We start from the raw sequence: 14555 nt of genomic DNA on the forward strand, positions 1-14555 counted from the left end.
CTCAATCGCCCTCGAACTGCGGTTTTTCCTTCGCCACGAAGGCGTGATAGGCGCGGTGGAAATCGTTGGTGGCCATGCAAATGGCCTGCGCCTGCGCTTCCGCCTCGATCGCTTCATCGACGCCCATGTTCCACTCCTGCTGCAGCATTTTTTTCGTCATGCCGTGCGCGAACGTGGGGCCGCTGGCCAGGCCGGCGGCGAACAGCTGCGCCGCCTCTGCCAATTCTTCCGGTTCGACGAGGCGGTTGAGCCAGCCCCAGCGCTCCGCCTCGGCGCCGGCCAGGGAGCGTCCCGTGTACAGCAGCTCGGCGGTGCGGCCCTGACCGATCACGCGCGGCAGCAAGGCGCAGGCGCCCATGTCGCAGCCGGCCAGGCCCACGCGGGTAAACAAGAAGGCCGTCTTGCTGCGCGCCGTACCGATGCGGATATCGGAAGCCAGCGCCAGCATGGCGCCGGCGCCCGCGCATATGCCGTCGATGGCGGCGATGATGGGCTGCGGGCAGGCGCGCATGGCTTTCACCACGTCGCCCGTCATGCGGGTAAATGCCAGCAGGCCGGGCATGTCGAGCTTCGTCAGCGGGCCGATGATGTCGTGCACGTCGCCGCCCGAGCAGAAATTGCCGCCGCTGCCCGTGATAACGACGGCCTTGACGTCGTCCGCATGCGCCAGCGCGCGAAACAGCTCGCGCAATTCCGCATACGAGTCAAAAGTGAGCGGATTCTTGCGCTCGGGGCGGTGCAAGGTCAAGGTGGCGACGCCTGCGTCGACGGAAAACAGAAAATGCCGCGCGGCGTAACGGGCCAGGCTGGCGCGGTTGCCTGGCAGGTCTTGCGGCTGGCCGGGTAAATGGCGCATGGTCAGTCCTTTATTGAGGTGTCATTCAGCTGCCGCTTCATGTGCGACAGCAGGTCGATCAACTGGGTTTTGTCATCGGGCGTCACGCCGTGCAGCAGTTCGGCGATCCAGCCTTCGTGCACGCGCGCCATCTCGTCGAAGGCGCGCCGGCCCGCCGGCGTCAGCTTGACGCTGTACGAGCGGCGGTCCTTCGGATCGACCACGCGCACCACGAGTTTTTCCTGCTCCAGCTGGTCAGTGATGCCCGTGATATTGCCGCCCGTGACCATCATGCGCTTGGACAGTTCTCCCATGCGCAAACCGTCGGGAAAGCGTTCGAGCTGCGCCATCAAGTCGAAGCGGGGCAAGGTGATGCCGAAGGTGGCGCGCAAGCGCGTGCGCACCTCGTTTTCAATCTTGACCGTGCACGAGAGCATGCGCAGCCACAATTTCAGCGACTGGTGGTGGTCCTGCGTCAGCCGGCTGGCCAGGTCCAGCACGGGTTCGTCGTGCAAATTTTCGGGTTCTTTATCCATGGTCTTCATTCAGTTACATGACTTCGCCGCCGGCGACGGCGATCGATTGTCCATTCATGGCGGCCGACGCGGGCAGGCATAGCCACGCCACCGCATCGGCCACTTCCTGCGGCTGCACCAGCCGCTGCTGCGGATTGGACGCCGCCAGTTCCGCGCGCGCCGCGTCTTCGCCGCGCCCCGTCTTGCGCACGATGTTCTGCACGGCTTGCCCCACCATCTCCGTTTCCGTGTAGCCGGGGCAGACGGCGTTGACGGTGACGCCGCGCGGCGCCACTTCCAGCGCCAGCGCGCGCGTCAGGCCGATCACGCCGTGCTTGGCGGCGACATAGGCGCTGACGTAACGGTAGCCCTTCAGGCCGGCCGTCGACGCCACGTTGACGATGCGCCCCCAGCCCGCTTCCAGCATGGCCGGCATGGCCGCATGGCAGCAGTGGTACACGCCCGTCAGGTTCACGGCCAGCATCTGCTGCCAGATGGCGGCATCCGTCTTGCCGAAAGGCGCCGCATGCGCCTGGCCCGCGTTATTGATCAAAATGTCGACGCGACCGAAATGCGCGGCCGCCTGCGCAAACCCTGCCTGCACGGACGCTTCCACGGCCACGTCGAGCACGCAGATCGCCACCCTGCCCGCGTGGCCCGCCTCTTCCAGCTGCATGCGCGCGCGCGCCAGCCGCGCGCCATCGCGCCCGGCCAGAGTGACCTTGGCGCCCGCGTCCAGCAAGGCGCCCGCGCAAGCGAGACCAATGCCGCTGCCGGCGCCCGTCACCAGCGCGTGCTTGCCATCGAGTTGTTCCTTGCTCATGTCATCCTTCCAGCAGCCGCGCGGCCACCTGTTGCGGGGTGAGGCCCGTATTGGCGGCGGCCAGCTGGCGTTCGCGCTGCAGATTGCGTTCCAGCTGCTGCTGGCCCGGCCGGTACTGTTTTGGCCATGCAGCACCGGCGCCGCTGTAGCCGATGCGCGCCATTTCCGTCAAGGTCCAGGCCGGGTTGGTCAGGTGCGGCCGGCCCACGGCGCACAGGTCGGCGCGCCCGGCGGCGATGATGCTGTTGGCGTGGTCGGCTTCGAAGATCGAGCCGACGGCCATGCTGGCGATACCCGCCTCATTGCGCACGCGGTCGGCGAACGGCGCCTGGAACATGCGTCCGTACACGGGTTGTTCGAGCTTGCTCACCTGGCCCGAGGAACAGTCGATCAGGTCGGCGCCCGCCTGCTTGAACAGGCGCGCGATGCGCACCGCGTCATCGGGCGTGATGCCGCCTTCGACCCAGTCATGGGCCGAGATGCGCACGCTCATCGGTTTATCCTGCGGCCAGGCCGCGCGCATGGCGCGGAACACGCGCAGCGGATAGCGGCAGCGGTTTTCCAGGCTGCCGCCATATTCATCCGTGCGGCGGTTGGTCAGCGGCGAGATAAAACTCGACAGCAGGTAGCCGTGCGCGCAATGCAGCTCGATCCAGTCGAAACCGGCGACGGCCGCGGCCAGGGTGGCGCGCACGAAGTCCTGCTCGATGCGCGCCAGGTCGCTTTCCGTGGCCGCGCGCGCCACCTGCGACACACCGGCCAGGTATTGCTGTTCCGAGGCCGCCAGCAGCGGCCAGTTATCCTCTGTCAAAGGCAGGTCGATGCCGTCCCACATGGCCCGCGTCGAGCCTTTCGGCCCCGCGTGCCCGAGTTGCAGGGCGATCTTCGCATCGCTGTTCGCATGCACGAAATCGACGATGCGCCGCCACGCCTGCGTGTGCGCTTCGCTGTACATGCCGGGACAGGCGGGCGTGATGCGCGCGTCCGCCGACACGCACGTCATCTCGGCAAACACGAGGCCAGCGCCGCCCATGGCGCGCGCGCCCAGGTGCATCAAATGGTAGTCGCCCGCCACGCCATCGACGGCGCTGTATTGCGCCATGGGCGAGACGGCGATGCGGTTTTTCAGCAGCACGCCGCGCAGCCGGAAAGGCGTCAGCATGGGCGGCAAGGCCTGATCCAGCATGTCCACGCCGGCCTGCTCGCCCGCCCGCCGCGCCAGCCACTGTTCATAATCAGCCACGTAGGCAGGGTCGCGCAGGCGCAGGTTTTCATGCGAGATGCGCTGGCTGCGCGTGAGCATGGAATAGGCGAACTGCGGCGCTTCCATGCCGCTGTAGCGCTCGACGTTTTCAAACCACTCCATGGAATTGCGCGCCGCGCTCTGGATTTTCAGCACCTCGATGGCGCGCAGCTGCTGATAGGCGGCCAGCGCGGCAGCGGTACCGTCATGCTGGCCGAAGCAGCGCGCCAGCTCGATCGCGTCTTCCAGCGCCAGCTTGGTGCCGGAGCCGATCGAGTAATGGGCCGTGTGGGCCGCGTCGCCCATCAGCACGACGGGCACGCCATCCTGCCGGTGCACCCATTGCCGGCAGACGATACGGGGGAAGGTGATCCACTGCGCCGAGCCGCGCAAATGCGGTGAATTGCTCAGCAAACCGTGGCCATCGAGTTCCTCGGCAAACAGCGCTGCGCAAAAGGCGATGCCCTCTTCCTGGCTCATGGCATCCAGGCCCGCGGCGCGCCACACGTGTTCGGGCGTTTCGACGATGAAGGTGGAAGTGTCGCCATCGTATTGATAGATATGCGCCTGGAACCAGCCGTGCGGCGTCTGGCGGAAGGCAAATGTAAAGGCCTCGAATTTCTTGCGCGTGCCCAGCCAGACGAAGCGGCAATGGCGCTGGTCGATCTCGGGCTGGTAGCTGGCCGCATAGCGCGTGCGGATGCGGCTGTTCAAGCCATCGCTGGCGATCACCAGGTCGGCGCCGTACTGCTTCGCGATGGCCTGGTCGTCCCGCACTTCCGTCTCGAACACCAGCTGCACGCCAAGCTCCTCGCAGCGCGCCTGCAGGATGTTGAGCAGGCGCTTGCGGCCGATGCCGCAAAAGCCATGGCCGCCCGAGCGCACGGTTTCGCCCTTGAAGCGGATCTCGATATCGTCCCAGTGGTTGAACGCCTGCAGGATGGCGCGCGCAGTCGGCTCGTCCGCGTTGGCCAGGTTGCCCAGGGTCTGGTCGGAAAACACGACGCCCCAGCCAAACGTGTCGTACGGGCGGTTGCGCTCGATGACGGTGATGCGGTGGTCCGGGTTCTGCTTTTTCATGAGCAGGCTGAAATACAGGCCGGCGGGACCGCCGCCGATGCAGACAATATTCATGGGGTGTCCGTGCGAAGTTTGAAGCGCTGCAGCTTGCCCGTTTCCGTGCGCGGCAGGGAAGGCAGGAAGCGGATGGCGCGCGGATATTTATAGGGAGCGATCTGCCGGCGCACGAAGTCCTGCAGTTCGGCTGCAAGGACATCGCCGGGCTGGAAACCATCCTTGAGCACCACGTGCGCCTCGACGATCTGGCCGCGCTCGGCATCGGCGCGCCCGACCACGCCGCATTCGGCCACGGCCGGGTGGCGCAGCAGCGCCTCTTCCACTTCCGGGCCGGCGATGTTGTAGCCGGCCGAGACGATCATGTCGTCGCTGCGCGAGCGGTAATAAAAATAGCCGTCCGCATCCATCTCGAAGGTGTCGCCCGTCAGGTTCCAGCCATTCCGCACGTAATCGCGCTGGCGCGGGTCGGACAGGTAGCGGCAACCGGTGGGGCCTTTCACGGCCAGGCGGCCCGTCACGCCGGGCGGCTGCGGCACGCCGGCGTCATCGACGATGCATGCCTGGTAGCCGGGAATGGCCTTGCCGATGGCGCCGCGGCGGATGCCCTCGCCCGTGGCGGAAATGAAGATGTGCAGCATTTCAGTGGCGCCGATGCCGTCCGTCATGGCCAGTCCCGTCGCCGCCTGCCACGCGTCGCGCGTGGCCAGCGGCAGCGCTTCGCCGGCCGACACGGACAAGCGCAGGCTGCGCAAGTCGTGGCTGGCCGCCAGGGGCGCCATCTGACGGTAAAAGGTGGGCGCCGTGAAGCAGATCGTGGCTTGATAGGCGCCGATGGCGCGCAGCAGGCCGTCGGGCGTGAGTTTTTCCAGCAGCACGGTGGCCGCGCCAAAGCGCAGGGGAAACAGCAGCAAGCCGCCCAGGCCGAAGGTGAACGCCAGCGGCGGCGTGCCGATGAAAATGTCGCCGGCGCGCACCTGCAGCATGGAGCGGGGGAAGCAGTCGCAGATGGCCAGCAGGTCGCGGTGCATGTGCATGGTGCCTTTGGGGATGCCCGTCGTGCCCGAGGTAAAGCTGATCAGGCAGACGTCGTCGGCGGCCGTGTCGCAGGCGGCAAACGGCGCATCGTGGGCCGCCATGCGCTGCTCCAGTTCCGTGTCAACAGCGCCAAAGCACAGCATGGCCGGCAAGCCGGGCACGCCATCGAGTTCCGCACGCAAGCCCTGCGCGCACAGCACGGCATTGACTTGCGCTTTGGTCAGGATGGTGGACAGTTCGCGCGCGCGCAGCAACGGCATGGTGGGCACGGCGATGCAGCCGGCTTTCAGCACGGCCAGCAGGCAGGCGGCCATCATGGGAGTATTCGCGCCGCGCAGCAGCACGCGGTTGCCGGGGATCAGGCCCAGGTCGGCGCGCAGCACGTGGCCGATGCGGTCGACTTGCCGCGCCAGCTCGGCGTAGCTCCAGCGCTGGCCGTCGGCCAGGATGGCGGTGCGCTCGCCGCCGCCGTTGGCCACGGCCGCATCGAGCAGCGCGGCGACGCAATTGAGGCGCGCCGGATACTGGAGCTCGGGCAAATCAAGGCACAGCTGCGGCCAGAGTGCGCGCGGCGGCAGGTGCGCGCGCGCAAAGTCGTCCTGGGGAGATGCGGTGGTAGGCGAAGGGTCGCTGCTCATGCTCATCCTGGCTGGTGGCGGGCGCGTGCACAAGGCCCGGAAGCAGATACTTTAAACCTAAAGTATTTTTCCGGCAAGCAGAAAACAGCGGATTCAGTCGGCGCCGTCCTGGCGCAGAGCGTGAGCCTGCTGCGCCGCGCTGCGCGCCAGCGCGGCCAGGGCCGCCTGTATCTGGTCGCCGTCGAGCACGGCCGATTGCAGCAGCGCGCTCATGCCCGCTTCCGCCCCATGCAGTCCCAAGGTGCGGCAACCGAGGTGCAGCCGTTCCAGCTGCTGGCGCGCCTGGGCCGGTTCGCCGCGCGCCAGCAAGGCGTCGACCTGTTCGCTGGCGGCGCCGATCTGCCCCTGGAAGCCCGTCAGATAGGCCAGCAGGCGTTCGCCGTCGATGCCCAGCCGCTGCAAGGTGTCGCGCGGCGCCTCGGCCGGCAAGGCGGAGACGTCGAAGCAGGCGTCGATATGCTGGCGCACCTGCTCCGGCTGGAAGGGTTTCACGATGTAGCCGGCGGCGCCGGCCTGCACGGCGTCGCGCACCGTGTCCTGGTCATTCGCCGACGAAACGAGCACCAGCGGCATGGCGTCGAGCGCGCTGTCGGAGCGGATTTTCTGCAGCAGCTCCATGCCGGACAGGCGCGGCATGCGCAAGTCGCAAAAGCACAGCGAAGGACGCAAGCCGCCTTCAAGCTGCTCCCACGCCGCCGCGCCATCTTCGGCTTCCACGATATCGTGCACGCCGCAGCTGTCGATCAAATGCATCAATACCATGCGCGACACGACATCATCGTCAACCACCAGTACTTTCATTGCTTTCTCCATTGGCGGCAGCGTCAAGGTGCCTGGCCGTATTCTACCCAGTTTCGCCGCGCGCCCGATGGCCGGCATTGCCTATTTTACATTTCTTGACCCGAAACGGCTATTTGCGCCAACAGTGCGCGCAATTGCGGCAAATGCAGGGCCACCTGCGTCCAGCGCCCGCCATCCGCCGCCTCTTCCATTTCCGTGCACAGCATGTGCAGCTGCGTTTCATCGAGATAGGCGGCGCTGCCCTTCAAGCCGTGCAGCAGGCGCCCGGCGTTATCGCGGTCCTGCGCCGCCAGGGCGTCGTCGAGTTCGCGCAAGCGCCCTTCCAGGTCGGCGACGAAGGCGACGCGGATGCGCCGTTGCAGCTCGCCGCTGCGGATCGACTGGGCAGGCGCCGGAACAGGAACTGCCGGCGCGATGCCGAACAAGGCATCGAGTTCGGCCTGCCCCCGCGCGGCGCCGCGCGGCGCGTTCGACGGCATGCGCGGCAACATGAAACCGCGCTGCAGCTGGCGCTCGATGGCGCGCGCCAGCAAGCCATGCAGCGCCGCCTCGTCCACCGGTTTGCTGAGGAAATCATCCATGCCGACGCCCAGATAGCGGCTGCGGTCCTCTTCGCTGGCGTTCGCCGTCAGGGCCACGATCATCAGTTCCTGGTCGCGCACGGGCTGGTCCGGCCAGCCGCCCACGCGGATCAAGCGCGTCGCCGTGGCGCCATCCATCTCCGGCATGCGCCCGTCCATCAGGATCAGGTCGTAGCGCGTATGCACGCAGGCCGCCACGGCCAGCACGCCGTTGGCGACGACGTCGACCCGGTGTCCCAGTTCCTCGAGCATCACGCGGATGATGATCTGGTTGGTGGGGAAATCTTCCGCGCACAGCACGCGCAGCTGGTGGCTGTGCGGCGCCAGCGCCACCTGCGGCACCAGCGGCGGCGCCACGCCATCGGCCAGCGGCAGGGTGAAGGCAAACGTGCTGCCCTGCCCCGGCGTGCTGGCCACTTCGATCTCGCCATCCATCAGTTCGACCAGCTGGCGGCAGATGGCCAGGCCCAGGCCCGTGCCGCCGTAGCGCCGCGTGGTGCTGGCGTCGGCCTGCTCGAACTTCTGGAACAGGCGCGCCATCGCGTCCGCATCGATGCCGATGCCACTGTCGCTGACGGTAAAGCGGATCAGGTTGACACGGCGCCCGCCCCTGCCGCTGGCCACGCCGGCCCGCTCGACGCACACGCTGACGCCGCCGCGCTGGGTGAACTTGAAGGCATTGCCGACCAGGTTGACCAGCACCTGGCGCAAGCGGGTCGGGTCGCCCACCACGAAGGGCGGCAGGTCGGGCGCGAAATCGATGGAGAAGCCGATGCTGCGCGCGGCCGCCTGCTCTTCGAACAGGGTGACGACCGTCTCGATCGCCGCGCCGAGCGCGAAGTCGATGTTTTCGATACTCAGCTTGCCCGCTTCGATCTTGGAAAAGTCGAGCAAGTCGTTGATGATCACCAGCAGCGACTGGGCATTGGCCTGGCCGCGCAGGATCTGCTCGCGCGTGGCGTCGTGCAGCTGCTCGTCGCGCAGGGCAAAGCCCAGCATGCCGATCACGCCGGCCAGCGGCGTGCGCATCTCGTGGCTCATGTTGGCCAGAAATTCCGATTTCTGGCGCGTCGCATCTTCGGCCTTGCGCTTGGCCTGGCGCAGGCTTTCCTCGTTTTTCGTCAGGCTGCTGTTGACTTGCGCCAGCTTTTCCGACTGGGCCAGCACTTCGATTTCCTTGCTCTGCAACTCGGCCGTGCGTTCGCCGACCAGTTTTTCCAGTTCGTTCTGCTGGCGCCGCAGCGCGCGCACGCGCTGGCGGTAGGCGCCATACACGGCGCCCAGCAGCAGCGCCGCCATCAGGGTGCGGAACCACCAGGTTTTCCAGAACGGCGGCAAAATCGTGATGGCCAGCGTGGCGCCGCTCTCGTTCCACACGCCGTCCTTGTTGGCCGCCTTGACGCGAAACACATAGTTGCCCGCATCGAGGTTGGTGTAGGTGGCAAAGCGCCGGCCCGCATCCGTCATGACCCAGTCCTGGTCGAAGCCTTCAAGCCGGTAGGCGAACATATTGCGCTGGGGCGCGGCGAAATGCAGGGCCGCGAATTCCAGCGAAAAGACGCTTTCGCGGCTGGTCAGCACCAGCTCGCGCGTATGGTCGATGGCCGTCTTGAGCACATGCGCGAACTCGCCGCGGCCGATGGCCACCGGCTTGTTGAATATCTGCAGTTCCGTGACGGCCACCAGCGGCGGCACGCGGTTGTCGTGGATATCCTGCGGCATGAACGCCGTCATGCCGTTGAAGCCGCCGAAATACATGGTGCCGTCCGACGCGCGCAGGGCCGCGCCATCGAAGTACGAACCTTCCACCGTGCCGTCGGCGCTGTCGTAGTTGCGAAACAGGCCGCTGCGCATGTCGAGCCGCGTGATGCCGCTATTCGTGCTCAGCCACAGCTGCTCGTTGTCGTCGCCGAGGATGCTGGCGACGGCATCGTCGGCCATGCCGTCCTTGCGCAGGAAGCGCCGGAAGCGGATCTCTCCTTTCGCATCGACGTCCATGCGGTTCAAGCCATTGGCCGTGCCCACCCACAGCACGCCGCGCTTGTCCTCGTGCAGGAAATGCACTTCGTCGTGGCTCAGGCTCTGCGGGTTTTGCGGGTCGTGGCGGAAATGGCGGAAGCGGCCGCTGGCGCGGTCCAGCAAGTCCAGGCCGTGGAAGGAACCTATCCACAGCCGCCCCTTGCCGTCTTCCAGCACGGGCCGCACCATGTTGTCGGACAGGCTGTTCGGGTCGGCCGGGTCGTGGCGGTACGTGGTAAAACGGCGGCTGACGGGATCGAAGCGGTGCACGCCGCCCCGCGTCGAGACCCACAGCATGCCGCTGCGGTCGCTGACGATATTGCGGATGGTGTCGCTGTTCGGGTCGCCGGCGGCAAAGCGCATGGTGAAGAAACGCCCCAAAGCCGGATCGAAGCGGTGCAAGCCCGTCGAGCCGCCCACCCACAGCACGCCGTCCGGCGCCTTGTACAGGGTCGTGACCTGCTCGTCGCGCGACATGCCGGGCGCGCTGCGCAGGTCGAACAGGCGCGAGCTGCCGTCGCGCGTGTCGTACAGTTTCAGGCCGCCCTTGGTGGCCAGCCACAGCCTGCCGTCGCCCGCATCGGCCACGGCGCGCACTTTCTTGTCCGCCAGCGCGCCCACGTCGCCGGGCGCGCGCGCCATGCGCGTAAAGCCGCCGCTGCCCAGGTCTACCCGGCTCACGCCGTTGTACCAGGAGCCAACCCAGAAGGTGCCGGCGCGGTCGCGGTACAACGATGACAGCTGGTTGTCGGCCACGCTGAACTTGTCGCCCGTCTGGTGCCGGTACTGCAGGAAGGTGTCGCTCTCGGGCAGCCAGCGGAACAGGCCATCGGCATTGCTGCCCAGCCAGACGGTGGCGTCGACATCCTGGTACAGGCTGGCCACGCGGATGGCGGAAAAGCCATGTTTCTCGCCAAAGCGCACTCTCGATTGCGGCGGCTGGCCGGCGGCGCCCAGGCGCCAGCGCTCGGCGCCGGCCATGGTGCCGATCCACAGGTTTTGCTGGCGGTCGATCAGCAGCGACTGGATCACGTTGTACTTCGAGCCGGGCGTCGCATCGACGGCGAAATGCTCGAAGCGCTCGCTGCCCGGCGCCAGCATGTCCAGGCCCGTGACCGTGCCTATCCACAGGCGCTGTTGCGCATCCAGCGCCAGCGCCTTGATTTCATTGTCGCCCAGGCTGTGCGGGTTGCCCTCTTCATGGTGCCAGGTGCGGAAGCGGCCCGTGGCGGGATCGAAATGCTGCAAGCCGTCCGAGGTGGCGATCCAGAAGCCGCGCGCGCCATCGTCGAGAATGGCGTGGATATGCCGGTTGCCGTTGCCGCGCTTGCTCTTTTCTGCCGGGCCGTAATGGATGAAGGTCTGGCTGGCGGCGTCGAAGCGGTCCAGGCCATTGTCCGTGCCCACCCACAGCTGGCCCTGGCTATCGACATGCAGCTCGCCGACCCAGTTATCGGCCAGGCTGGTCTTGTCGCCCTCGATATTCTTGTAGACGACCATGCGGTAGCCGTCGTAACGGCTCAGGCCGGACTGGCTGCCGAACCACATATAGCCTTGCCGGTCCTGGGCGATGGCCAGTACCGATTCCTGCGCCAGGCCCTGGTCGACGCTGAGCTGGTCGAAACGCAGGGTGGGCGCAGGCCCCGCCATGGCGGGACCTGCCATCAGTAGAATTAACAGTAAGGCAACATCGCAAACACGTCGAAATACCCGCACAATCGTCCTGTCAAAAAAAACGCGAAAAACCCGCACGCCGCTCCAAGGGCCGTCTCAAGAACCAAAAAACGCCAGTACATCGTCCTTGCGGGCCTGCGTATCGCGCTGTCCAAGACGGATCAGCTCGTTAGTATACGTCGATTCGAACAATAAATACGATGCCAGCGCCGCGCCCCGCGCTTCGGCCGCGCCGATGCCCGACAACATGGTGCGGATGGGACGCGGCAAACTGCCGATATGCCGGCTGGCGATGGCGTCGAGCCGTTCGGACGGCGCGATGACCAGCAATTCCACCGGTTTCAGCGCCGTCTTGCCCAGCAACTCCGGCGGCAGCATCGACAGGGTCAGGTTGATGCGGTTCAGGCGCTCGATGTCGACGGCCAGGCCGTCGAGAAAAATCGACGACAGCGCGTGGCCGGCGATCTGCGCCAGGCTCGGGTAGCGCGCCGCTTCGGACGCGGCGGGCGCCGGTTCCGTCATGCGTCCCGCCCCCACCACCAGCACTTTATTGGCGCCCAAGTGAATGGCCGGCGAGATCGGTGCCAGCTGGCGCATGGACCCGTCGCCGCAGTATTCGCGCTGGCCGCCCACGTACAGGGGCACGGCGGGGAAGATGAAGGGGATGGCGGCCGAGGCCAGCAAATGCTCCACGCCGATCTGGTCCGGCAGGGCCAGGCGCTGCGTGCGCACCCACGGCGCGATATCCTCGGCCGTCTGGTAAAACGTCATGTGGCGGCTGCCCGAATACGACGACGCCGTCACGGCCAGCGCATGCAGCAAGCCGTCGGCCAGGGCCGCGTCCAGGCGCGGCAGGTCAAGCATGCGGTGCAGCAGGCTGACCAGCGGGGTATTGTCGAGCAGGGAACTGGGCGGCGACGCATGCCACTGGCGCAGCAGCCAGCCGAACGACAGCAAGGACAGCCAGCGCGCGCCCGAGCGGATCACGCCCAGCGAATCGGCCCGGTACACTTGCTCGACTTCGATGTGCTGCCACACGTCGAGCAGCTTTTGCACGCCTTCGCCGAAATTATCGGCACGGCAGGCCAGCGCCGTGGCGTTGATGGCGCCGGCCGAGGTGCCGCAGATGATGTCGAAGGGGTTGCGCGCCGGCGCCCAGCCCGCTTCCCACAGTATCGCCGAAATCGCCTGCAGCACGCCCACCTGGTAGGCGGCACGGGCGCCCCCTCCCGTGAGTATCAAGCCTGTTTTATTTTGCATTCCCATGCCGGCAGATTAGCAGGGTCTGGATGCTTTGTGGAAAAGTTTGGAAGGTAGACGCCAGTTCCTGCAGGTATATTGTTGGCAGCACGGCGCCGGACAAAACCGTAGCGAGCGGAAGGGAGAGGTGGCTAAGAAGCGCAACCGTACTCTAGTACGGTGAGCATCGCAGGCCGCCTATACCGACGCGCAGTAGGTTTGGTCCGGTGCCCCCTAATCGCCCCGAACCATGCCTTCACGCCGTGGATCAGCTCCCCCAAACCAGAAATCCTTGCCATGCGCATTCAGGCGCATGATGCCCTGCAAGCCGGAATTCTGTTCGATGACGCGCACCTCATGGCCCATCGCCTGCAGCGCCTCGACTTGGGCTGCCGGCGCGCGCTCCTTTTCCAGTTCCGTCGGGCCGTTGCGGCTGCCGAAGTTCGGCAGGCTGATCGCCTGCTGCACGTTCAAGCCCCAGTCCATGGTGCCGACCAGGACCTTGGCGACATAATTGATGATGGACGAGCCGCCGGGCGAACCCGTCGCCAGCACCAGCTTGTGCGTGCCCTTTTCGAACACGAGGGTGGGCGACATGGCGCTGCGCGGACGCTTGCCCGCTTCGACCCGGTTGGCGATCGGGCCGTCCGCATCGCGCGAATCGAACGAGAAATCCGTCAGCTGGTTATTCAGCAAAAAGCCGTCGACCATCTGGCGCGAACCGAACGCGTCTTCCACGCTGGTGGTCATCGACAGACCGCCGCCAAAAGCGTCGACGGCCACCAGATGCGACGTCGACGGGCGCTGCAGGGCGTTGTCCATGCCCCACGCCACCTGCATGCCGGGCGGCGTGCCGGGTTTGGCTTTGCCCATGGATTTGTCGCCGATCAAGGAGGCGCGCTGCGCCAGATAGGTTTTATCGAGCATGGAAGCGACGCCATTGCCGGGCAGCGGCACGAAGTCCGTGTCGGCCACGTAGCGGTTGCGGTCCGCGTAGGCCAGACGCCCCGCTTCCGAGAACAGGTGGATCGCTTGCGCATCGAGCACGCCGTCGACGGGCGCATACGGCCGGATGTCTTTGACCTCCAGGATGCCCAGCATCTGCGCGATGGCGATGCCGCCCGACGATGGCGGCGGCATGCCGCACACGGTCCAGGCCTTGTAATCGCTGCAGACGGGCTCGCGCACCTTGGCCTTGTAGCCGGCGATGTCGGTCGCCGTCAGCTTGCCCGGATTGGTCGGATGCGACGCCACCTTGGCGGCGATGTCGCGCGCGATGCGGCCGTTGTAAAAGGCGTCGGCGCCGCCACGGGCGATCTCGCGCAGAGTGCGCGCCAGTTCCGGATTCTTCAGCACGTGGCCGACGGGCCAGGCCTTGCCCTCTTTGTCATAGAAATACGCGGCGGCGACAGGATCGCGCTTCAAGGCCTGGTCCCAGTTCAGCAAGCCGTTGAGGCGCTGGCTGACGGGAAAGCCGCCGTGCGCCAGCTTGATGGCGGGGCCGAACAGGGTCGCCCACGGCAGCTTGCCGTGTTCCTTGTGCGCCAGTTCCAGCATGCGCAGCACGCCCGGCGCGCCCACGGAACGCCCGCCCACCACGCCCGTGGCGCGCGAGACGGGGCTGCCGTCCGCATTCTGGAACAGGTGTTCATCGGCGGCGGCCGGCGCCGTTTCGCGCCCGTCGAACGCCTGCACGCCCTTGGCCGTGGAATACAGCAAAAAGGCGCCGCCGCCGATGCCCGACGATTGCGGCTCGACCAGGGTCAGTACCAGCTGCGTGGCGATGGCCGCGTCGATGGCGCTGCCGCCCTTTTTCAGCATCTGGTAGCCCGCATCGGCAGCCAGCGGATTGGCGGCGGCGACCATGAATTTCTGCGCCGCCCAACCCGATTTTTCCGCATACGCGGTGGCGACTTCCGGCGCCTTTTGCGGCGCCTCGGCAAATACGGGACTGGCAGCGAGTGCTCCCAGCAAGGTCAGGCTCAGCGCCAGCGGCTTCAATGTGATCATGCTTACTCCGGTAAAGATACCCGGGTATGCTACCTCAAATGCCGGCCACGGCGCTGCACCCTCGC

9 protein-coding genes are annotated in these 14555 nt (G+C 66.5%); all 9 read right to left on the reverse strand.

Going from position 1 to position 14555, the window contains the following annotated elements; translation table 11 throughout:
* Position 1 precedes the first annotated feature (1 nt).
* Positions 2-856: an enoyl-CoA hydratase family protein gene (locus tag IGS55_RS05440; protein ID WP_230515398.1), complete on the reverse strand. Its 855-nt coding sequence runs from the start codon at positions 854-856 to the stop codon at positions 2-4.
* A 2-nt stretch (positions 857-858) separates the two neighbouring features.
* Positions 859-1371, reverse strand: coding sequence for a MarR family winged helix-turn-helix transcriptional regulator (locus IGS55_RS05445; RefSeq protein ID WP_230515399.1), 513 nt, complete (start codon positions 1369-1371; stop codon positions 859-861).
* 13 nt (positions 1372-1384) lie between these two features.
* Positions 1385-2173 (reverse strand): SDR family NAD(P)-dependent oxidoreductase, encoded by a 789-nt coding sequence (locus tag IGS55_RS05450; RefSeq protein ID WP_230515400.1) that lies wholly within the window; start codon positions 2171-2173, stop codon positions 1385-1387.
* A 1-nt stretch (position 2174) separates the two neighbouring features.
* A complete protein-coding gene (locus tag IGS55_RS05455) occupies positions 2175-4550 on the reverse strand; it encodes a bifunctional salicylyl-CoA 5-hydroxylase/oxidoreductase (protein WP_230515401.1) in 2376 nt (791 codons plus the stop codon).
* A complete protein-coding gene (locus IGS55_RS05460) occupies positions 4547-6166 on the reverse strand; it encodes an AMP-binding protein (RefSeq protein ID WP_230515402.1) in 1620 nt (539 codons plus the stop codon). The genes IGS55_RS05455 and IGS55_RS05460 overlap by 4 nt, the downstream gene beginning before the upstream one ends.
* A 93-nt stretch (positions 6167-6259) precedes the next feature.
* Entirely contained in the window at positions 6260-6967 is a 708-nt protein-coding gene (locus tag IGS55_RS05465) for a response regulator (protein WP_230515403.1), read from the reverse strand.
* An 86-nt stretch (positions 6968-7053) separates the two neighbouring features.
* Positions 7054-11217 carry a hybrid sensor histidine kinase/response regulator gene (locus tag IGS55_RS05470; RefSeq protein WP_230515404.1) on the reverse strand — a complete coding sequence of 1388 codons (4164 nt, stop codon included), beginning with the start codon at positions 11215-11217 and terminating at the stop codon, positions 7054-7056.
* Between the two features lie 120 nt (positions 11218-11337).
* Positions 11338-12507, reverse strand: coding sequence for a patatin-like phospholipase family protein (locus IGS55_RS05475; RefSeq protein ID WP_092715093.1), 1170 nt, complete (start codon positions 12505-12507; stop codon positions 11338-11340).
* A 207-nt stretch (positions 12508-12714) separates the two neighbouring features.
* Positions 12715-14490, reverse strand: a complete 1776-nt coding sequence (ggt, locus tag IGS55_RS05480) for a gamma-glutamyltransferase (RefSeq protein WP_230515405.1) — start codon at positions 14488-14490, stop codon at positions 12715-12717.
* Between the last annotated feature and the right edge of the window lie 65 nt (positions 14491-14555).

Source organism: Janthinobacterium sp. EB271-G4-3-2 (assembly GCF_020858035.1).
Lineage (GTDB): Bacteria > Pseudomonadota > Gammaproteobacteria > Burkholderiales > Burkholderiaceae_D > Janthinobacterium > Janthinobacterium aestuarii.

Bases quoted from the DNA above. Each gene is read 5' to 3' on its own strand.
- IGS55_RS05440 (WP_230515398.1), bottom strand. From the start codon at position 856: ATGCGCCATTTACCCGGCCAGCCGCAAGACCTGCCAGGCAACCGCGCC.
- IGS55_RS05445 (WP_230515399.1), bottom strand. From the start codon at position 1,371: ATGGATAAAGAACCCGAAAATTTGCACGACGAACCCGTGCTGGACCTG.
- IGS55_RS05450 (WP_230515400.1), bottom strand. From the start codon at position 2,173: ATGAGCAAGGAACAACTCGATGGCAAGCACGCGCTGGTGACGGGCGCC.
- IGS55_RS05455 (WP_230515401.1), bottom strand. From the start codon at position 4,550: ATGAATATTGTCTGCATCGGCGGCGGTCCCGCCGGCCTGTATTTCAGC.
- IGS55_RS05460 (WP_230515402.1), bottom strand. From the start codon at position 6,166: ATGAGCAGCGACCCTTCGCCTACCACCGCATCTCCCCAGGACGACTTT.
- IGS55_RS05465 (WP_230515403.1), bottom strand. From the start codon at position 6,967: ATGAAAGTACTGGTGGTTGACGATGATGTCGTGTCGCGCATGGTATTG.
- IGS55_RS05470 (WP_230515404.1), bottom strand. From the start codon at position 11,217: ATGGCGGGGCCTGCGCCCACCCTGCGTTTCGACCAGCTCAGCGTCGAC.
- IGS55_RS05475 (WP_092715093.1), bottom strand. From the start codon at position 12,507: ATGGGAATGCAAAATAAAACAGGCTTGATACTCACGGGAGGGGGCGCC.
- ggt (WP_230515405.1), bottom strand. From the start codon at position 14,490: ATGATCACATTGAAGCCGCTGGCGCTGAGCCTGACCTTGCTGGGAGCA.